Raw genomic sequence first — 18,571 nt, forward strand, 5'->3', positions numbered from 1 at the left:
GTCGAACGATGTAGAATGCGCGGCCATTGTCTTTACGGAACCCTTAATGGATCGCCCGCGTTTTCAAAAAACATTTCTGATGCCACGTTTCTGGCCGCTGTGGTGTGGTCTGGGGCTGTTGTGGCTGATTGTTCAGTTGCCGTATCCGGCGTTGCTGGTGGTTGGTCGTGCCCTGGGTGCATTGATGTATCGTGTGGCCGGCGACCGACGGCGCATCGCCAAGCGCAATCTGGAACTGTGTTTCCCTGAAAAGTCCGCTGCCGAGCGCAAGCACCTGCTCAAGGAAAACTTCGCTTCCACCGGCATCGCATTCTTTGAAATGGCGATGAGTTGGTGGTGGTCGCGCGAGCGTCTGGCGACGCTGGCCCATGTCGAAGGGTTGGAGCATTTGAAAAAAGCCCAGCGCGAAGGCAAGGGCGTGATCCTGATGGCGGTGCATTTCACCACGCTGGAAATCGGCGCGGCGTTGCTCGGTCAGCAGCACACCATCGACGGGATGTACCGCGAGCACAAGAATCCGCTGTTCGATTACATCCAGCGCAGTGGCCGCGAGCGGCACAACCTCGACTCGCTGGCAATCGAGCGCGAAGACGTGCGTGGCATGCTCAAACTGCTGCGTGCCGGTCGGGCAATCTGGTACGCACCGGATCAGGACTACGGCGCCAAGCAAAGTATCTTCGTGCCGTTGTTCGGCATTCAGGCCGCCACCGTTACCGCCACCAGCAAGTTTGCGCGACTGGGCAAGGCGCTAGTGGTGCCGTTCACCCAGGAGCGCCTGGCTGACGGCAGTGGTTATCGTCTGGTGATCCACGCGCCGCTCGAGGGTTTCCCCGGTGAAACCGAAGAGGAAGATTGCCTGCGGATCAACCAGTGGATCGAAGGTGTCTTGCGTGAATGTCCGCAGCAATACCTCTGGGCCCATCGCCGCTTCAAGAGCCGTCCGCCGGGCGAACCCAAGTTGTACGAAAAACGCGGTTGAGTCACCGATCCCTTTAAGCACCACGGAGTGTTGCGATGAGTCCTGCTGAACCGGTTACAGGCTTGATTCTTTCCGGCGGCGGGGCTCGGGCGGCTTATCAGGTGGGGGTGCTGGCGGCCATTGCCGAACTGTTGCCGGTGGGCGCAAGCAATCCGTTTCCGGTGATCGTCGGCACGTCGGCCGGGGCGATCAACGCGGTCAGCCTCGCCAGTGGCGCGATGGATTTTCGTGGCGCGATTCAGCGTCTGACTGCCTTCTGGCAAGGCTTCCGTAGTCATCTGGTGTTGCGCAGCGATTGGCCTGGCGTGATCCATCAGGCCAGCCGCTTTGTCAGCCACAGCTTGCTCGGCATCGGTGCACAGGTGCCGGTGGCGTTGCTCAACAGCTCGCCGCTGCGCGGGTTGCTCAATGACAAACTGCACATGAGCGGCATCGCCGAAGCCATCGCGCAGAAGCAATTGCAGGCGGTGGCGGTGACGGCGTTCGGCTACGAGTCCGGTCAGGCCGTGACGTTCTATCAGGGCGGCGGCACCATCGATGCCTGGTTGCGTCATCGACGCATAGGCGTGCCGACTCAGTTGAGCGTCGAGCACTTGCTCGCCAGTTCTGCCATTCCTCTATTGTTCGCGCCGGTGAAAATCGGCGCGGAATATTTTGGCGATGGCGCGGTTCGCCAGTCGGCACCGATCAGTCCGGCCCTGCACCTGGGTGCCAGTCGAGTGCTGGTGGTGGGTGTCAGCGGCAACCCTCGCGGTGTCGACCCGGAACAACCGCTGCAACGCGCCTACACCGGTCAACAGCCAACCCTGGCGCAGATTGGTGGGCACATGCTCAACAGTACGTTCATCGACAGCCTGGAAAGCGACATCGAGTTGCTGCAGCGTCTGAATCAGTTCAGTCATCTGCTGCCCAACGGTACGCCGACCCGTGCACTGGGCGTGGCGCCGGTGGACGTGCTGGTGATTTCACCGAGTCAGCCGATCGACGAGATTGCCGCGCGGCATCGCCAGGAATTGCCGGCGGCGTTGCGCCTGTTTCTGCGCGGGCCGGGGGCGACCAAGACGAGTGGGGCGGGGGTGTTGAGTTATCTGCTGTTCGAGGCGGGGTATTGCAGCGAGCTGATTGATCTGGGGCGGCGGGATGCGTTGGCCAAACGGGGAGAATTGTGCCGGTTTCTTGGGTTGGCGGAGACTGTGGTTCCGGCTTGAGATTTGCGGCGCGGCTTTCGCGAGCAAGCCCGCTCCCACAGGGAATCTTCGTCGGACACAAATACTGCGTACGCTGAAGATCACTGTGGGAGCGGGCTTGCTCGCGAAGGCGTCCTTGCAGACGCCGCATATGCTGAAAATCAGAAGTGGAACTTCACCAGGAAGCTCGTAGTGCTCTGATCGGTCTTGAAGACCTGACTGTCCTTGATCCCGTATTTGTCCGACCAATAGTCGTACTCAACACCCACATACAACTGCTTCTCACCGAAATTCAACGCCTTGCCCAAGTCATATTTAACCTGTGGGTTGAAGTGCAAGTTGGCGTGGTAGTCGCCTTTGGAGTTCGAGTCGTTGTCGACCACCCAGTCCATGAAACCATCGATCAGGATATTCGAATCGCCAACCGGGATGGTGTAGGACCAGACCGGTGTGATCTGCCAGACATTGTCGCCCGCACGTGAGCCTTCGGTGTGACGCTGGTAGAAGTTCAGCTGGAAGTAGTCGAAACCGGGAATCGCCAGGTCGAAACCCGGGCCGATCAGGTAAGACTCGGTATCGCCTTCACCAAACTCGTACGTCATCGCCAGCAAGACGTCCTTGATCGGGCCGAACTCGATCTTCTGGTCAAGGACCTTGCCCAGGGAAATACGTGGCTGGAATTCACCGTAATAGGTGTTCGGGCCAGCGTTGAAGTCCTTTTCGCCGTTGTAGAAGATCTTGTCGACGAAGAAGAAGTTATCCCCGTATTTCCAGGCATCGGCATGTTCGAAAGTGACGGTCTGCTGAATGCGCGGGTTGACCTGGAAGTCTTTGCCATACAAGTAAGTCAGGCTGTTGTTCTGCCATTGCAGAAAGTCGCCGGCCATGGCCTGGCCCCCGGCCAGCAAGGATCCCGCCAGCATCAGGCTAGTGCACGTACGTTTCATTCGGTTGCTCCCAAAAAGTAGGTGTTCCACGTTATTTTTCTAAGGTCGACGCTCTGGTGTGGCGCCTTTTTCTTTAGCTGTAAAAAATCATCCAGTCGGTCAGCTTTAATGCTGTTAGCAAGAGCTGCGCCAAGGCTTTCAAAAAGCAAAAAAACTCCCGCTCGGCTACTCGAAAGCAGTCGATTGAGAGGTGTTTTGGGATGCCTTGGTACTGACCAGTGCCGGGATAAGTTGGCTTTCTGGTCAGGAATTAAATCCGGGCTTTTTTTTAGACCAGATTCGGGCGGCCGCGGAGAATACTGACTCCTTGGCCAGGTCTCAAGTGCCCCGCAACAGCGCACCGACGACAGGTTTGGGGCACGGTTGCGGGCCATCTTAAAAGTGCACCTTCACCAGCAGGCTGGCGGTGTTTTGATGGGTGTCCAGGTTCGGGCTGTTTTCGACGCCGTACTTGTTCTTCCAGTAGCTGTATTCGGTGCCGACGTAGACCTGTTTCTGACCCCAGCCCAGGGCTTTGCCCAAGTCGTATTTGATCTGCGGATTGAAGTGCAGGTTGGCGTGATAGGTGCCGCGCGAGTTCTGGTCGTTGTCCACGACCCAGTCGATGTAGCCGTCGATCAACAGGTCGGAGTTGCCCAACGGAATGCTGTAGGACCAGGCCGGTGTGATCTGCCAGACACCATCGCCGGGGCGCGGGCCCTCGGTTTGGCGGCGATAGAAGTTCAGGGTGAAATAGTTGAAGCCCGGCACCGCGAGATCGAAGCCGGGACCAATGAGGAATGCCTCGCTGTCGCCTTCGCCATACTCGTAAGTCATGGCCAGCAGCACGTCCTTGATCGGTCCGAACTCGATCTTCTGATCAAGGATCTTGCCGAAGGACAGGCGCGGGCTGAATTCGCCATAAAAGGCGCGGGGGCCTTTGTTCCGGTCTTCTTCACCGTTGTAGAAAATCTTGTCGACGAACAGGAAGTTGTCGCCGTATTTCCATTTGTCCGCATGCTCGAACGTCACCGTCTGCTGGATCGACGGATTGATGGCGAAGTTCTTGCCGTACAGGTAACTCAGGCTGTTGGTCTGCCACAGCAGTAAATCGCCGGCCAATGCCTGGCTCGCGGCCAACATGCCGCCACTGAGCAGCACACTTGTTTGTGTCCGAATCATCTGTTGCTCCCTCTTGTTTTTATTGTTTGAGGCGCAGGCAGCCGCTGACCTGTGGGAGCGGGCTTGCTCGCGAAAGCGGTGTTTCAGTCATCGATGATGTTGAGGCTGATGGCCCCTTCGCGAGCAAGCCCGCTCCCACAGGATTTGCGGCGCTGGTGGGTCAGTGCGGGTGGGCGTGGCAGTCGTTGATGGCGGCGCGTTCGGCGCCACCGAGAATGTTGAACAGCAGGTTCAGCGACAGGGCGCTGAGGGTGGCCATGGCGATGCCGCTGTGGGTGATCGGGCTCATCCACATCGGCAGGTGCGCGAAAAACTCCGGCCGCACCACCGGGATCAATCCCATGCCGATGCTCACCGCCACCAGCAACTGGTTGCGACGGTCACCGATGTCAGCTTCCTGGAGAATCTTGATCCCGGTGGCGGCGACCATGCCGAACATCGCGATGGCTGCACCGCCGAGCACGGCTGGTGGAATCGACGCCACCAGGAACGCCGCTTTCGGCAGCAGACTCAGCACGATCAGCAAGCCACCGGCGACGATCGTCACCGAACGGCAGCGCACGCCGGTCATCTGCACCAGGCCGATGTTCTGGGCGAAAGAGGAGTGAGTGAAGGTGTTGAAAAAACCGGCGAAGAACGATGCTCCGGCATCACACAGCAAGCCGCGACGGAGCATCCGTGGGCAGACTTCCTGGCCGGTGATCTTGCCCAGCGCCAGGAACATCCCGGTGGACTCGACGAAGATGATCACCACCACCAGACACATGGACAGGATCGGCGCGAGTTCAAACTTGGGCATGCCGAAATGCAGCGGGGTGACGAATTGCAGCCATGGCGCCTGGGCCATGGCGCTGAGGTCGACCATGCCGATCAGGCCGCAAATCACATAACCCAGGCACATGCCGATCAGCACGGAAATGTTGACCCAGAAACCGCGCATGAAGCGATGGACCAGCAGAATGGTTGCCAGCACCAGTGCGGCGATGGCCAGGTAAATCGGGGAACCGAATTGTTCGGCGCTCGCACCACCACCGGCCCAGTTCACGGCCACGGGGAACAGCGACAAACCGATCGAGGTGATGACCGTGCCGGTCACCAGAGGCGGGAAGAAGCGTACGACTTTGGACATGAACGGCGCGATGATCATGCCGAAGAAACCGGCGGCGATGGTTGCACCGAAGATCCCTTGCAGGCCGATACCGGGCATGCCCGCCATGGCGACCATGCTGCCGACGGCGGCGAAACTGGCGCCCATCATCACCGGCATGCGAATGCCCATGGGGCCGATGCCCAGCGATTGCACGATGGTGGCGATCCCGGCCACCAGCAAGTCGGCGTTGATCAAGAAGGCGATTTCTTCACGACTCAGGCCAGCGGCCTGTCCGATGATCAACGGCACCGCAATGGCTCCGCCGTACATCAGCAGAACGTGTTGCAGACCGACCAGGATCAGTTGCAAAAGGGGCAAACGTTGAATAGCGGGTGCGTCGGGGATGCGCGCTTCGGATAGCTCGGACATGCAACACCTCGGATCTTTTTTATTCTTGTGATTTACAGCTGCAGTGCGGCTGGCAGCTGTTTTTGCATCAGGTCGACCGCGTTGCGGCCATTCGCGGGCAAGCCCGCTCCCACACAGGCAATGCAAAACCTGTGGGAGCGAGCCTGCTCGCGAAGCGTTTGCTACTTAATTGGTCGGGGCTCCCTGCACAATCCACGCACCGATCAGGTCACGTTCCTGCTGGGTCATCTGGGTGATGTTGCCCAGTGGCATGATCTGGCTGGTGACGGCTTGAGCCTGGATGCGCGCCGCGTTCTGGCGGATCTGTTCCGGGGTGTCGAACATCACGCCACCCGGTGCAGCGCTGAACAACGGGCTGGTCGGTTTGGCCGAATGGCAGACCGTGCAGCGTTCCTGGATCACGTTGTGCACCTTGTCGAAACCCGGGCCGGCGTTGGACGCCTGGACGGGTGCCGTTGCAGGAGCGGCAGCAGGTGCCGGTTTTTTATCACCACCCAAGGCGGTTTCCGGCAGGGGCTGGTACTCGATGACGCCAGGCGCCTTGGCCACTTCTGGTGCGCTGGACATCGGCTTCGGACCGGACACGTACGCCAGGCAAATCATGCCCACCGCTGCCACGGGCAGGGTCCAGGCATACTTGTGGCTGTCGTGACGGGTGTTGAAGTAGTGACGCACCAACACCGCCAGCACCGCGATCCCGGCCAGGATCAGCCAGTTGTATTGGCTGCCGTAAGTGCTCGGGAAGTGGTTGCTGATCATGATGAACAGCACCGGCAAGGTGAAGTAGTTGTTGTGACGCGAACGCAGCAGGCCTTTGGCGGGCAGTGCCGGGTCCGGCGTGCGGTTCTCGGCAATCGCTGCAACCAGTGCGCGCTGGGCCGGCATGATGATGCGGAACACGTTGCCGACCATGATGGTGCCGATGATCGCGCCGACGTGCAGGTACGCACCACGACCGCTGAACACTTTGCTGAAGCCGTAAGCCGCGCCGATGATCAGCACGAACAGGATGAAGCCGAGCAGGGCAGGGCGTTTGCCCAAGGCCGAGTCGCAGAGGAAGGAGTAGATGAACCAGCCGATGAACAGCGAGCCCAGACCGATGGCCACGCCTTCCGGTCCGCTCAGGGTGCTGCCCGGTGCCAGCAAGTACAGCGTCGGGTTGGAGTAGAACACCACGCACAGCAGCGCGATCCCCGACAACCAGGTGAAATAGGCTTCCCATTTGAACCAGTGCAGGTTGTCCGGCATGGTCGGTGGAGCCAGTTTGTATTTTTCCAGGTGGTAGATACCGCCGCCATGGATCGCCCACAAATCGCCAGCCAGACCGCTTTTCGGGTTGACCCGATTGAGGTTGTTTTCCAGCCAGACGAAATAGAACGACGCACCGATCCAGGCCACGCCAGTAATCATGTGAACCCAGCGCACGCTCAGGTTCAGCCATTCCAACAGATGTGCTTCCACAGTCTTTACCTCTCGCCTGTCACTCTGTTGTCGAGTGATCAGACCTTCTCTTATTGGTGGGGGGCAAGGATCAAACGCTCATCCTCTTTGAAAAAATGCTCATCGCAGTTATTGCCTGTGCCACTGCGATCAACCACCAGGAAGTCATCCCGCTTTTCGATCGTCAGCACCGGATGGTGCCAAACGCCGCGATGGTAATTAATGCCCTGCCTGCCGTTGGTGACGAAGGCGCGGACCAAGCCTGATACAGGTTCATCGCCAAGTGGCGCGACCACGATCAGAAAGGGGTTGCCGAGCAGCGGAATGAAAGCCTGGCTGCCCAGCGGGTGACGCTCCAGCATGCTGACGGTCAGCGGCATGTCCTGCGCGTCGGCGCGGAAGATGCTGATGATCGCGTTATCTTCTGGCTTGGCGGTTTCAACCATTGCCAGTTTGTGAAAGCGCATAGTCGAACCGTTGTTGATCATGAAGTGATCGCTGCCGTCGGTTTCGATGACGTCACCGAAAGGGGCGAAGGCTTCTTTGGTCAGCGGTTCAATCGTCAATGTGCGCATGCTGGTCTTCTTTTCCAAATTCTGTGTTGTTTGTTCTGACGCCTTCGCGAGCAAGCCCGCTCCCACAGGGGAATGCATTTCAAATGTGGGAGCGGGCGTGCTCGCGAATGGCTTCACCGCTTACTTCGCGACCTTGCCCAATACCCGCAGGCGGCTCACACCACCATCCGGGAACACGTTCAGGCGGATGTGGGTGATCGGGCCCAGCGCCTTGATCTGTTCGGCGAAGGTGTGTTCGGCGTGCATTTCCAGTTTCTGCGCCGGCAGCAATTCGCGCCAGAACAGCGACTGGGTTTCGATCTGGCTGTCGGTGCCGCCCTTCACGAACGCGCCCTGGATCGAGCAAGTGTCCGGGTAGTTGCCCTTGAAGTGCAGGGTGTCGACGATGACTTTCTCGATCTCGCCCGCATGACCCAGCGCGACGATCACCCAGTCATTGCCAGGCGTGCGACGACGTGCGGTTTCCCAGCCGTCGCCCATGTTGATGCCGCGGCCCGGGTTGAGGATGTTGCTCATGCGACCGAAGTGTTCGTCGGAGCAGGCGAGGGCGCGGCCACCGTTCAGGGCTGCAGCCAGGTCGATCTGTTCGTTGTCGCCCACAGCGGACCAGTCGCGGAACGGAATACCGTAAACACGCAGACGAGCCACGCCACCATCCGGATAGATGTTGAAACGCAGGTGGCTGAACGCCTGGTCGTTGTTGATCTCGTGGTAGTGGTGGCTGTTGCCTTGCAGCTCGACGGCCGACAGCACTTCAACCCACTGAGTGTTTTCGTTCGGCTCGCCTTCAGCCAGGAAGCAGGCTTCCAGGGAGGCCGACGGCGGGAAGTTGCCGGTGAAGAATGAAGTGTCGATGTCCACGCCTTTGATCGAGCCCGGTACGCCCAGGCGGATCACGGCGCTGTCGTAGCCTTCGAAGCGCTTGCGGCGCGACTCCCAGCCGTCCATCCACTTGCCGTTGTCATCGAACACGCCTTCCTTCCACACAGCCGGGGTCGGCTGGAACAGGCGGTTGGCATCAGCGAACCAGTCATCGGTGACCGAGATGATTTTGGTGCCCAGGCGGGCGTCGGCCAGGTTGACGAACTTCTCGAAAGGTACGGCGTAAGCTTTCATTCTTCTTGTCTGCCTTTAATAAGTTGGCTTGGGATGCTTGCTGCCCTGGGTGTCTTCGCGTTTTCAACACCCGGGTACTTTTTACAAGGGCAGCTCGCTATAGGGTCAGTAATCGGAACAACGCAATCTTGTTGATCTCTGCCAGCGCACATTTGAACTCGGTGTCTTCCGGGTTGTGAATGCGCGTTTCGAACGCCGCGAGGATCTGATGCCGGTTGCTGCCTTTTACCGCCATGATGAAGGGAAACTTGAACTTGGCTTTGTAGGCGTCGTTCAGCTCGGTGAAGCGCTGGAACTCTTCGGCCGTGCATTGGTGAATACCGGCGCCAGCCTGTTCATTGGTGCTGGCTTCGGTCAGTTGGCCCTGGACGGCCGCACGGCCTGCCAGGTCCGGGTGAGCGTTGATCAGTGCCAGTTGACTGGCGTGATCGGCGCTCAACAGGATGTCGCTCATGCGCTGGTGCAAGGTTTCGATCTCGTCGATCGAAACGTCCTGGCCCAGGTCGAAGGCCTTCTCGGCCACCCATGGCGAATGTTCGTAGATGTCGGCGAAAGCGGCGACAAACGCGTCGCGGCTCAGGGTCGATGGCTTCAGGGTTTGAAAGTGGCTCATTTGGCGGCCCCTTGGTACGGGTGGGTTTCATGCCAGTGGCGAGCGATGTCGACGCGACGGCTGAACCACACCTGTTCATGACTTTTAGCGTATTCGATAAAGCGTTTGAGCGAGGCCAGACGCGCCGGACGGCCGATCAGGCGGCAGTGCAGGCCGATCGACAACATCTTCGGTGCCTCGGCGCCTTCTGCATACAGCACGTCGAACGCGTCTTTGAGGTATTCGAAGAAATCGTCGCCCTTGTTGAAACCCTGGACCTGGGTGAAGCGCATGTCATTGGTGTCGAGGGTGTACGGGATCACCAGGTGTGGCTTGCCGGTCGGATTGTTCGGTTCCCAGTAGGGCAGGTCGTCGTCGTAGGTGTCGCAGTCGTAGAGGAAACCGCCTTCTTCCATCACCAGCCGACGGGTGTTCGGGCCGGTGCGGCCGGTGTACCAGCCCAATGGGCGTTCACCGGTGATTTCGGTGAGCACGCGGATCGCTTCGAGCATGTGCTCGCGTTCCTGCGCTTCGTCCATGTACTGATAGTCGATCCAGCGATAGCCGTGGCTGCAGATCTCGTGGCCCGCATCGACCATCGCGCGGATCACGTCCGGGTGGCGCTGGGCGGCCATGGCCACGGCGAAGATGGTCAGCGGAATGTCGAATTCCTTGAACAGTTTCAGAATCCGCCAGACGCCGGCACGGCTGCCATACTCGTAAAGGGATTCCATGCTCATGTTGCGCGCGCCTTGCAGCGGCTGCGCCGAGACCATCTCCGAGAGGAAGGCTTCGGATTCTTTATCGCCGTGCAGAATGTTGCGCTCGCCACCTTCCTCGTAATTGAGCACGAAGGACAAGGCGATGCGGGCATTGCCCGGCCAGTGTGGGTGAGGAGGGTTACTGCCGTAACCGATCAGGTCGCGTGGGTAGTCAGCGCTCACTGCAGTCTTCCTTCTTATTCGTGGTAACAAGTTGTGTGGCGAGGCCTGGAGGTTTGATGACAGGCTGGCGTCACAGCGATGGGCTGATTGTATACAACTTTATATCCACTTTGTAAGCCTGATTTTTCGCATTTTTCATCAAGTGTCATCTTCACATGTTATTGCAAGAAACCTGCCTGAATGGTCAGCTAATGGATGAAAGGTCCTTTGATTCTATGGTTTGGCGTCAGATTCGCGCGGAATCCTTGAGTGACAAGGATCGCAGTAAAAATGTCGTTTTTATTGTGTACAATTTTTCTGAAAAGTGTCTTAATCAGTCGCTCGCCGCAGCTTTTCGTGCTCCGAATCGGTGCGGGCTCCTTTCAACTGACTTCGGGAGGCGCGAGGTCTGACTGCTACACGCAGGCAGGCGCGCAGAATCAATGGGACGTTTGACTACACACGTTTTAGACGCTGCACACGGTTGCCCGGGCAGCTCGATCAAGGTCGAGTTGTACCGCGTTGAAGGCTCGCAGCTGGAATTGGTCGCCACTGCGATGACCAACAGCGACGGCCGTGTCGATGCACCGCTGCTGCAAGGCGAGGACTACCGTTCCGGGGTCTATCAGGTTCAGTTTCATGCAGGCGATTACTACCGCGCCCGTGGCGTTCAGTTGCCGGAGCCGGCATTCCTGGATGTGGTGGTTCTGCGGTTTGGCATCTCTGCGGAGCAGGATCATTACCACGTGCCGTTGCTGATTTCGCCGTATAGCTATTCGACCTACAGAGGAAGCTAGGACTTTCCCCCCAAGAATCCTGCGCATATAGCTTCTTTGGTCTTTTGCCCGCTCACACTGCGGGCTTTTTTTTGCCTGTCAGAAATGTGGTGTCTGGAAGGGCTTCTTCGCAAGCAAGCCCGCTCCCACAGGGGAATGCATTTCAAATGTGGGAGCGGGCTTGCTCGCGAAGCTTTTAGCGGCTTAACAGAGACGCTGCCCCGGCCCCGCTGAACAACCCCGCACTCACCCGGTTAAACCAACTCTGACCCTTGCCGCTGCGCAGATACCGCGCCGCGCCATGTGCCCCGAGGCCGTACGCCAACTTGCATAGCAGATCCAGCACCGTCCAGGTGGCGATCATCACCAGCAACTGCGGCAGGAAAGGCTGCTCGGCGCTCAAAAACTGCGGCAGGAACGCGGCGAAGAACAGAATGTCTTTCGGATTGCTGGCGCCCAACATGAATGCGCGCCCGAACAGGGCACGAAAGCGTGGCGTCGGTGCAGCCTCGGGGACTTCGGCGCCGTGGGAGGGCAGGCGCGATTGCTGCCAGCTCTGCCAGGCGAGATAGAACAGGTACAGCGCGCCGACGATCTTCAGCGCGCTGAACAACTGCTCCGACGCCAGCAACAAGGCACCCAACCCCAGCGCCGATGCACTCAGCAGGCAGATCGAGGCAAATACACCCCCTAGAAATGCCGGGTAAGAACGGCGCAAACCGTAGTTCAGACTGTTGCTGATCATCAGCAAAGACAGTGGCCCCGGGATCAGGATCACCACCAGCGCAGCGCCGCTGAACAGCAGCCAGGTTTCCAGACTCATCACTTTCCTCCATTTGTGCAAAAGCCCCACCCGACGGGGTGAGGCTGTTTGAAACGCGTACTGCTTTAACGCTTACAAGAAAACGAACTTGGCGATGAAGATCGCGCAGAGCACCCACAGACTGATGGACACTTCCTTGTGCTTGCCCGTACAGGCCTTCAGCACGACATAAGTGATAAAGCCAAGCGCGATACCGTCGGCGACCGAAAAGGTCAGCGGCATCATGATCGCGGTGACGATCGCCGGAATGCTGTCGGTCGCCTCGTCCCATTCGATGTGCGCCATGCCGCCCATCATCAGCATTGCCACATAAATCAGCGCGCCGGCAGTGGCGTAAGCGGGAATCATGCCTGCCAGCGGCGCGAAGAACATCGCGGCAATAAATAGCACACCTACGGTCACTGCGGTAAGACCAGTCCGACCACCCGCCGCTACACCTGCGGCACTTTCCACGTAGCTGGTGACCGGCGGAACACCGACCATCGCCCCGAAAACACTGGAGGCGCTGTCAGCTTTCAAGGCTTTGGAGAGGTTTTCGATTTTGCCGTCAGGCTTCACCAGACCGGCGCGTTGAGCGACGCCCATCAAGGTGCCGGCCGTGTCGAACATGTGCACGAAGAGGAACGCCAATACCACGCTGATCATGCTGACGTTGAACACGCCGGCGATGTCCATGGCCATCCAGGTCGGCGCCAGGCTCGGTGGGGCAGACATGATGCCCTCGTAGTGCACCAAGCCCAGACCCCAACCCGCCAGCGTCACGGTGATGATGCTGATGAGGATTGCGCCAAACACTTTGTGGTAGCTGAGCACGGCGATCATCAGGAAGCAGATGGCAGCCAGCAGCGGGCCAGGCTCGCGCAGGGAACCGAGCTTGATCAGGGTGGCCGGGCTATCGACGACGATGCCTGCTGTTTTCAAGCCGATCAGCCCCAGGAACAAGCCCACGCCGGCGCCCATGGCGTAGCGCAGACTCACCGGGATGCTATTGAGCAGCCATTCGCGGATTCGGGAAAAGGTCAGGAACATGAACAACACGCCCGAGACAAATACCGCACCGAGGGCGGTTTCCCAGTTGTAGCCCATGGTGCCGACCACGGTGTAGGTGAAGAAAGCATTCAGCCCCATGCCTGGCGCCAGCCCGACTGGCCAGTTGGCATACAGCCCCATCAACAGGCAACCCAACGCAGCAGCGATGCAGGTGGCGACGAACGCCGCGCCATGATCGATCCCGGCATCGGCCATGATGTTCGGGTTGACGAAGATGATGTAGGCCATGGTAATAAAGGTTGTCAGACCGGCAATCAACTCGGTCTTCACCGTGGTGCCATGCAAGCTGAGTTTGAAGATGCGCTCCAGCCAGCCTTTGCGTATTGGCGGCGAGAGTTCCAGCGTCGGGGCTTCGGATTTGCGGCTTTCCACAGCGAGTACTCCTCAAGAGTTTTATTTTTATTTCCAGGGCCGGACCCATGAGGGTGGCAGCGACCCTTTGAGGCACTTGCGAATTTGTTGACCGGTTGGTCAGGAACTCGCACGATGTGGATTATGCTTTTGTATACAAATAAAGCAAATAATGTTTTTGGTTTTGTAGACGAAAAGTTTGGCAATCGGGATATATCGCCTGTTCTGGCGCCTTCGCGAGCAAGCCCGCTCCCACATCTAATCTTCGGCGAGCACTGTATTTTGTGTTCGACGATGATTCCATGTGGGAGCGGGCTTGCTCGCGAAGGCGCCAGATCGGCGAGTCCACATCCAGCAGACAGAGTGCTCTAGTCAGCTATTACCTGACTTTTTCCCAACGCCAGATTCACCGCCAACCACCCATTCACCGCCGTCTCCCCAGCCTCCGCAAACACCCGCTCCAGCAATTTCACCTGTTCGCGCCGCAGCGACTGTTCGAAACGCGCACCATCGTCGGTCAGCTCCAGCAGCCGCTTGCGCTTGTCAGTCTCGGACGCAACGCTGTTCACCAGATGCATTTCCACCAATTGGCGCAGCGGAATGTTCAGCGCCTGCTTGCTTACGCCGAGCAACGCCAGCAGCTCCTTGACACTCAGGTTCGGGTAACGGGCGATGAAAAACACGATGCGTTGATGCACCCGGCTCAAGCCTCGGCGCTCGAGCATTTCGTCGGCCTTGGCGGTGAAGGCCTGGTAACCAAAGAAAAACGCCTCCATGGCCTGTTGCTGGGTAGGGGTGTTTTTAAGGTCAAGCATGTTGACGTATCCGTTCGGGTTGTCGTAATTTCGGTCAACCAGTTTGACTCATTTTTCTCAGGCCTCGCTACCGGTGACCCCATGGCTTTTTCCGAACGTGTCTCGCGCCTTAAAAGTTCTTTGATCCGTGAAATCCTCGCTGCCGCTCAGCGCCCGGAAGTCATGTCGTTCGCCGGCGGCTTGCCGGCCGAAGCCATGCTGCCGAAAGTCGAGTGGGCCGACATGCCGCTGTCCATGGGCCAATACGGCATGAGCGAAGGCGAGCCGGCGCTGCGCGAGGCGTTGGCCGCGGAAGCACGGGCGCTGGGTGTGCCATGCGAGGCGAGTCAGGTTCTAGTGGTCAGCGGTTCCCAGCAAACCCTCGATCTGGCAGCCAAGCTCTACATCGATAAAGGCACTGAAATTCTGCTGGAAGCGCCGACGTACCTGGCGGCGTTGCAGATTTTCCAATTGTTCGGCGCCAACTGCATCACCGTCCCGCTGGAAGCCGACGGACCGAACCTGGTGGAACTGCAAGCTCGTCTGGAAAAGCACCGCCCGGCATTCATTTACCTGATCCCGACCTTCCAGAACCCCTCGGCCGTGCGCTACAGCGAAGCCAAGCGCGATGCCGTGGCTGCCCTGCTCGACGAATTCGGTGTGACCCTGATTGAAGACGAGCCCTACCGCGAATTGACCTTCGACGGCGGCAGCGCCACACCGATTGTCAGCCGCTTGAAAAAAACCAGCTGGATCTACACCGGCACCGTATCGAAAACCCTGTTGCCGGGCCTGCGCGTCGGTTACCTGATCGCCAGTCCAGACCTGTTCCCGCATTTGCTGCGTCTCAAGCAATCGGCGGACCTGCACACCAATCGGGTAGGGCAGTGGCAAGCGCTGCAATGGATCGGCACCGAGAAATTCCAGCATCACCTGAGCGAGCTGCGGGACTTTTATCGGGTTCGTCGGGATGCGTTTCAGTCAGCCCTGGAAACGCACTTTGGCGATCTGGCGGATTGGAACGTGCCGCAGGGTGGGCTGTTTTTCTGGCTGACGCTCAAGCAGCCGCTGGATACCCGCACGCTGCTCAAGGCCGCGCTGGCCGCCGATGTGGCGTTTATGCCGGGTGAGCCGTTCTTTCCCGAGCCGGACAACAATCCGGGGCATTTGCGGCTGAACTTCAGCCATATCGATCCGGCGCGGCTGGACGAAGGGCTCAAGCGGCTGGCAGCGGTGGTGCGTCAGGCGCACGCAGCGCAAGCGGCCTGAGGGGAGGGCATAAACAAACAAACCGGCCAATGGGCCGGTTTGTTTTTGTCCGAGATTTGCGGTGCTTTTGCTCGCGAAAGCGTCAGTCAGCACTCCACAAAAACATCAGACCGCAGCGAAACGCTTATCCAGATAATCAATGATCACCTTGGATTCATACATCCAGGTGGTCTGCCCATTCTCTTCGATGCGCAGGCATGGCACTTTGATCTTGCCGCCTTGATCCAGCAGGGTCTGGCGATCCTGCTCGTTGTTCTTCGCATCGCGCAACGCCACCGGCACATTCAGGCGGCGCAGGGTACGGCGGGTTTTCACGCAGAACGGGCAGGCGTGGAACTGATACAGGGTCAAGTCCTTGGCGGCTGCTTCGACCTGAGCCTGAGCGGCGGCAGGGCGCTGCTTCTTGCCTGGGCGAGTGATGAAATCGATGAAGATGATCAGTTGGCCAAGGCCGACACGAAGCGCTTTTACGAACACGGTATAAGCCTCACGGGGCGAAAGAAGGCGCGCAGCTTACCTGATTTTTCGCAGACGAAAAAAAACCGGCGATGAGCGCCGGTTTTCTTCGTGCTGCGACTTACTTGATCAGGCTGAGAAACTCGCTGCGGGTAGCCGCATTTTCGCGGAACTCACCGAGCATCACCGACGTGATCATCGACGAATTCTGTTTCTCCACACCGCGCATCATCATGCACATGTGCTTGGCCTCGATCACCACCGCAACGCCCAAAGCGCCGGTGACTTCCTGGACCGCATCAGCGATCTGGCGGCTGAGGTTTTCCTGGATCTGCAGGCGACGGGCGTACATATCGACGATCCGCGCGACTTTCGACAGCCCCAACACCTTGCCGCTCGGAATGTAAGCGACGTGGGCCTTGCCGATGAATGGCAGCAAATGGTGTTCGCACAGCGAATACAGCTCGATGTCCTTCACCAGCACCATTTCACTGTTATCGGAGCTGAACAAGGCACCGTTGGTGACCTCTTCCAGCGTCTGTTCATAACCGCGGCAGAGGTACTGCATGGCTTTGGCGGCACGTTTTGGCGTGTCGAGCAGGCCCTCGCGGGAGACGTCCTCGCCCAATTGGCCGAGAATCGCGGTGTAATTCTGTTCCAGGGACATGAAACTACCTGTGGGATTTTACGCAAAGGGCAAGGGTACGGTGGCGGACACGGCGCTGCAAGCGTGAAGCGACGGGTTTACTCGTCGCGACCTTCCATCATGGTCCGTTTGAGCATCACATAAACCGCTCCGGCACCGCCGTGTTTCGCTTGGCACGAGGTGAAGCCGAGCACCTGTGAATGCTGACGTAGCCAAGTGTTGACGTGGCTTTTGATCATTGGGCGCTTGCCATCAAGGCGCACAGCCTTGCCATGAGTGACGCGCACGCAGCGGATTTCGAATTTGGTCGCTTCGGCCAGAAACGCCCAAAGGGTTTCCCGGGCCTTTTCCACGCTCATGCCATGCAAGTCGAGGCTGCCTTCGAACGGAATCTGTCCGATCTTGAGCTTGCGCATCTGGCTTTCCTGAACACCGTCGCGCGCCCACATCAGCTCGTCTTCCGGGCCGACGTCGATTACGAACTGATCGGACAGACCGTCAACGGTGGTGGCATCGGTGCGCACGGTGGCGGCCTGACGCAGCTTGGCGATTTGCGCGCGGTCAGCCTTGGGTTTGCCGGTTTCGGCGCGATCGTGCTTGATCGGCTTGACGCCTTGGATCGCGCTTTTGAACAGGGAAAAATCGTCGTCTTGCATGTCAGCCTCCGCGAAGGGCGGCCAGTTTACCCAAGTCGAGGCGCTATCCATAACAATTGGGACCCGGCTAAATGCCAGGCCTTCAATTCAGTCGTGTTTTTTCATCAGGTGCGGGGACATGTTCAGCTCCCGCGACTGGCGTGCACGGCGCCGGCAACGACGCCACAGCCATACCCCGAGGTACAGCACGAACAGGCCGATCGCCAAAATGACTGCCGAGCCGGTCCGGCTAGCATTCATCTCGCCCAACGCGGGCGCGTGGCCAAGCAGGCTGGCGGTACCGGCCATCGCCAATAACACACCGGCCATCGCCAGCAGGGCAGCAAACGCTGCGCCGAACCGGAAACGCCAGTTGCGTTGGCCTTTGGGCCGCAAGCGGCGTGCGTCAAAACCATCGGATAACTTCATTCCGACCTTCCTCAATGGGTATCGGCCCTTCGACCGGGAGTTGACCGGGATGTTCCTGAGGCTAAGACAATTCCAGCAAATGATAGCTTTTTACGGATGAGCGGCGGCATACACCGCCCATCGAGAGTCGATCAGATCAGCCCGTTGGTCTGGGCAAGGGTGGCGAAGTTGTCCGCCATAATCGCCATTTCGGTCTGTTGAACGTGCTCTGCAGTCAGGACGCCGCCCTTGTAAGGTAAATCCCGAGTGGCGCAGGCGTCTTCTACCAGTGTGCAACGAAAGCCCAGGTTCTTCGCGGCGCGCACGGTGGTGCTGACGCTGGAGTGGCTCATGAAGCCGCAGACAATCAAATCCAGCGAGCCGAGAGTCTGCAGCCGCTCCAGCAGTTCGGTGCCGTGAAACGCACTCGGCAGCAATTTGCCGATGATGGTTTCATCGCCCTGTGGTTCCAGGCCCGTGATGAACTCACCGCGCTCGCCCTGTGGATCGAACAGGCCGCCGACAGTGCCCAGGTGACGCACATGCACGATCGGCCGACCGGCTGCACGGGCAGCGGCCACCAGTTGCTTGATGTTCGCGACGGCAGCATCCATGCCGCTCAGGGCCAGCGGGCCGCTGAGGTATTCTTTCTGGGCATCGATGATGACAAGGGTCGCTTGGCCCAGTTTGGCTGCTGCGTAACCGCGGCCGCTGAGTTGAAACATCGTGTGTGGAACGGACATTCTGGGGCTCCTTCGGGTGGGGCTTTTGCGACATTGTCCTCTGGCTGAGCGCTTCTGTGAATCGCTACCATCGTAGGCGCCGTCGTTGCTGGCCCGCAGCGTTGTCAAGATGCCTGTTTTGTTTAAGGGGCAGCCTGAAAAATAGAATAGTCCTACATCTGCTCCGGTGTTTTTCCCGCGT

21 protein-coding genes are annotated in these 18,571 nt (G+C 58.9%); 4 read left to right on the forward strand and 17 right to left on the reverse strand.

The genetic code is table 11. The features are described from left to right. The first annotated feature begins 46 nt into the window (after positions 1-46). Positions 47-979 (forward strand): lipid A biosynthesis lauroyl acyltransferase, encoded by a 933-nt coding sequence (locus tag ACA055_RS08495; protein ID WP_497683217.1) that lies wholly within the window; start codon positions 47-49, stop codon positions 977-979. 35 nt (positions 980-1,014) lie between these two features. Then, a complete protein-coding gene (locus ACA055_RS08500) occupies positions 1,015-2,187 on the forward strand; it encodes a patatin-like phospholipase family protein (protein ID WP_497683218.1) in 1,173 nt (390 codons plus the stop codon). A gap of 140 nt (positions 2,188-2,327) precedes the next feature. On the opposite strand, the gene ACA055_RS08505 is transcribed toward ACA055_RS08500, so the two are convergent. The 9 genes from ACA055_RS08505 to puuE all read right to left on the reverse strand — a co-directional run bounded on the left by ACA055_RS08505 (position 2,328) and on the right by puuE (position 10,460). After that, positions 2,328-3,113 (reverse strand): outer membrane protein OmpK, encoded by a 786-nt coding sequence (locus tag ACA055_RS08505; RefSeq protein WP_497683219.1) that lies wholly within the window; start codon positions 3,111-3,113, stop codon positions 2,328-2,330. Next, a complete protein-coding gene (locus ACA055_RS08510) occupies positions 3,110-3,487 on the reverse strand; it encodes a hypothetical protein (protein ID WP_497683220.1) in 378 nt (125 codons plus the stop codon). Before ACA055_RS08510 ends, ACA055_RS08505 begins: the two co-directional genes overlap by 4 nt. Before the next feature lies 1 nt (position 3,488). Beyond that, positions 3,489-4,274: an outer membrane protein OmpK gene (locus ACA055_RS08515; RefSeq protein ID WP_497683221.1), complete on the reverse strand. Its 786-nt coding sequence runs from the start codon at positions 4,272-4,274 to the stop codon at positions 3,489-3,491. A gap of 160 nt (positions 4,275-4,434) precedes the next feature. Continuing rightward, complete coding sequence (locus tag ACA055_RS08520; protein ID WP_497683222.1) at positions 4,435-5,793, reverse strand: nucleobase:cation symporter-2 family protein; 1,359 nt, start codon at positions 5,791-5,793, stop codon at positions 4,435-4,437. 165 nt (positions 5,794-5,958) lie between these two features. Beyond that, a complete protein-coding gene (locus ACA055_RS08525; protein ID WP_497683223.1) occupies positions 5,959-7,254 on the reverse strand; it encodes a urate hydroxylase PuuD in 1,296 nt (431 codons plus the stop codon). A 50-nt stretch (positions 7,255-7,304) separates the two neighbouring features. After that, positions 7,305-7,808, reverse strand: a complete 504-nt coding sequence (locus ACA055_RS08530) for an ureidoglycolate lyase (RefSeq protein WP_497684374.1) — start codon at positions 7,806-7,808, stop codon at positions 7,305-7,307. 120 nt (positions 7,809-7,928) lie between these two features. Beyond that, on the reverse strand, positions 7,929-8,924 hold the full coding sequence (gene alc, locus ACA055_RS08535) for an allantoicase (protein WP_497683224.1): 996 nt from the start codon (positions 8,922-8,924) through the stop codon (positions 7,929-7,931). Positions 8,925-9,021: 97 nt separating this feature from the next. Continuing rightward, positions 9,022-9,537, reverse strand: coding sequence for a 2-oxo-4-hydroxy-4-carboxy-5-ureidoimidazoline decarboxylase (uraD, locus tag ACA055_RS08540; protein WP_497683225.1), 516 nt, complete (start codon positions 9,535-9,537; stop codon positions 9,022-9,024). Continuing rightward, complete coding sequence (puuE, locus tag ACA055_RS08545) at positions 9,534-10,460, reverse strand: allantoinase PuuE (protein WP_059404690.1); 927 nt, start codon at positions 10,458-10,460, stop codon at positions 9,534-9,536. Before puuE ends, uraD begins: the two co-directional genes overlap by 4 nt. A 422-nt stretch (positions 10,461-10,882) precedes the next feature. Here puuE and uraH point away from each other — a divergent pair, with 422 nt between their 5' ends. Continuing rightward, positions 10,883-11,236: a hydroxyisourate hydrolase gene (uraH, locus tag ACA055_RS08550; RefSeq protein WP_497683226.1), complete on the forward strand. Its 354-nt coding sequence runs from the start codon at positions 10,883-10,885 to the stop codon at positions 11,234-11,236. Positions 11,237-11,411: 175 nt separating this feature from the next. On the opposite strand, the gene ACA055_RS08555 is transcribed toward uraH, so the two are convergent. The 3 genes from ACA055_RS08555 to ACA055_RS08565 all read right to left on the reverse strand — a co-directional run bounded on the left by ACA055_RS08555 (position 11,412) and on the right by ACA055_RS08565 (position 14,254). Next, positions 11,412-12,038 carry a LysE family translocator gene (locus ACA055_RS08555; RefSeq protein WP_497683227.1) on the reverse strand — a complete coding sequence of 209 codons (627 nt, stop codon included), beginning with the start codon at positions 12,036-12,038 and terminating at the stop codon, positions 11,412-11,414. Positions 12,039-12,110: 72 nt separating this feature from the next. After that, positions 12,111-13,460: an NCS2 family permease gene (locus ACA055_RS08560; protein WP_497683228.1), complete on the reverse strand. Its 1,350-nt coding sequence runs from the start codon at positions 13,458-13,460 to the stop codon at positions 12,111-12,113. Positions 13,461-13,807: 347 nt separating this feature from the next. After that, positions 13,808-14,254, reverse strand: a complete 447-nt coding sequence (locus ACA055_RS08565; protein WP_497683229.1) for a MarR family winged helix-turn-helix transcriptional regulator — start codon at positions 14,252-14,254, stop codon at positions 13,808-13,810. A gap of 81 nt (positions 14,255-14,335) precedes the next feature. Between ACA055_RS08565 and ACA055_RS08570 the strand changes: the two genes are divergently transcribed. Continuing rightward, positions 14,336-15,502 (forward strand): aminotransferase-like domain-containing protein, encoded by a 1,167-nt coding sequence (locus tag ACA055_RS08570; RefSeq protein WP_497683230.1) that lies wholly within the window; start codon positions 14,336-14,338, stop codon positions 15,500-15,502. A gap of 105 nt (positions 15,503-15,607) precedes the next feature. Here the strand turns inward: ACA055_RS08570 and ACA055_RS08575 are convergent, their stop codons facing one another. The 5 genes from ACA055_RS08575 to ACA055_RS08595 form a co-directional block, all read right to left on the reverse strand. Then, a complete protein-coding gene (locus ACA055_RS08575; protein WP_497683231.1) occupies positions 15,608-15,979 on the reverse strand; it encodes a glutathione S-transferase N-terminal domain-containing protein in 372 nt (123 codons plus the stop codon). Between the two features lie 100 nt (positions 15,980-16,079). Then, positions 16,080-16,625 (reverse strand): GTP cyclohydrolase I FolE, encoded by a 546-nt coding sequence (gene folE / locus ACA055_RS08580; RefSeq protein WP_128871843.1) that lies wholly within the window; start codon positions 16,623-16,625, stop codon positions 16,080-16,082. A 77-nt stretch (positions 16,626-16,702) separates the two neighbouring features. Then, positions 16,703-17,260: a Smr/MutS family protein gene (locus tag ACA055_RS08585; RefSeq protein WP_008146127.1), complete on the reverse strand. Its 558-nt coding sequence runs from the start codon at positions 17,258-17,260 to the stop codon at positions 16,703-16,705. Positions 17,261-17,347: 87 nt separating this feature from the next. Then, positions 17,348-17,668 (reverse strand): hypothetical protein, encoded by a 321-nt coding sequence (locus ACA055_RS08590; protein WP_497683232.1) that lies wholly within the window; start codon positions 17,666-17,668, stop codon positions 17,348-17,350. Between the two features lie 131 nt (positions 17,669-17,799). Further along, positions 17,800-18,390, reverse strand: a complete 591-nt coding sequence (locus ACA055_RS08595) for a cysteine hydrolase family protein (RefSeq protein ID WP_497683233.1) — start codon at positions 18,388-18,390, stop codon at positions 17,800-17,802. Positions 18,391-18,571 lie beyond the last annotated feature (181 nt).

It is taken from the genome of Pseudomonas sp. LBUM1657 (assembly GCF_059716075.1).

Coding starts and splice junctions, on each gene's coding strand:
- ACA055_RS08495 (WP_497683217.1), top strand. CDS start 47: ATGGATCGCCCGCGTTTTCAAAAAACATTTCTGATGCCACGTTTCTGG.
- ACA055_RS08520 (WP_497683222.1), bottom strand. CDS start 5,793: ATGTCCGAGCTATCCGAAGCGCGCATCCCCGACGCACCCGCTATTCAA.
- ACA055_RS08585 (WP_008146127.1), bottom strand. CDS start 17,260: ATGCAAGACGACGATTTTTCCCTGTTCAAAAGCGCGATCCAAGGCGTC.
- ACA055_RS08565 (WP_497683229.1), bottom strand. CDS start 14,254: ATGCTTGACCTTAAAAACACCCCTACCCAGCAACAGGCCATGGAGGCG.
- ACA055_RS08530 (WP_497684374.1), bottom strand. CDS start 7,808: ATGCGCACATTGACGATTGAACCGCTGACCAAAGAAGCCTTCGCCCCT.
- ACA055_RS08500 (WP_497683218.1), top strand. CDS start 1,015: ATGAGTCCTGCTGAACCGGTTACAGGCTTGATTCTTTCCGGCGGCGGG.
- folE (WP_128871843.1), bottom strand. CDS start 16,625: ATGTCCCTGGAACAGAATTACACCGCGATTCTCGGCCAATTGGGCGAG.
- ACA055_RS08570 (WP_497683230.1), top strand. CDS start 14,336: ATGGCTTTTTCCGAACGTGTCTCGCGCCTTAAAAGTTCTTTGATCCGT.
- uraD (WP_497683225.1), bottom strand. CDS start 9,537: ATGAGCCACTTTCAAACCCTGAAGCCATCGACCCTGAGCCGCGACGCG.
- ACA055_RS08505 (WP_497683219.1), bottom strand. CDS start 3,113: ATGAAACGTACGTGCACTAGCCTGATGCTGGCGGGATCCTTGCTGGCC.
- ACA055_RS08595 (WP_497683233.1), bottom strand. CDS start 18,390: ATGTCCGTTCCACACACGATGTTTCAACTCAGCGGCCGCGGTTACGCA.
- alc (WP_497683224.1), bottom strand. CDS start 8,924: ATGAAAGCTTACGCCGTACCTTTCGAGAAGTTCGTCAACCTGGCCGAC.
- uraH (WP_497683226.1), top strand. CDS start 10,883: ATGGGACGTTTGACTACACACGTTTTAGACGCTGCACACGGTTGCCCG.
- ACA055_RS08590 (WP_497683232.1), bottom strand. CDS start 17,668: ATGAAGTTATCCGATGGTTTTGACGCACGCCGCTTGCGGCCCAAAGGC.
- ACA055_RS08510 (WP_497683220.1), bottom strand. CDS start 3,487: ATGGCCCGCAACCGTGCCCCAAACCTGTCGTCGGTGCGCTGTTGCGGG.
- ACA055_RS08515 (WP_497683221.1), bottom strand. CDS start 4,274: ATGATTCGGACACAAACAAGTGTGCTGCTCAGTGGCGGCATGTTGGCC.
- ACA055_RS08555 (WP_497683227.1), bottom strand. CDS start 12,038: ATGAGTCTGGAAACCTGGCTGCTGTTCAGCGGCGCTGCGCTGGTGGTG.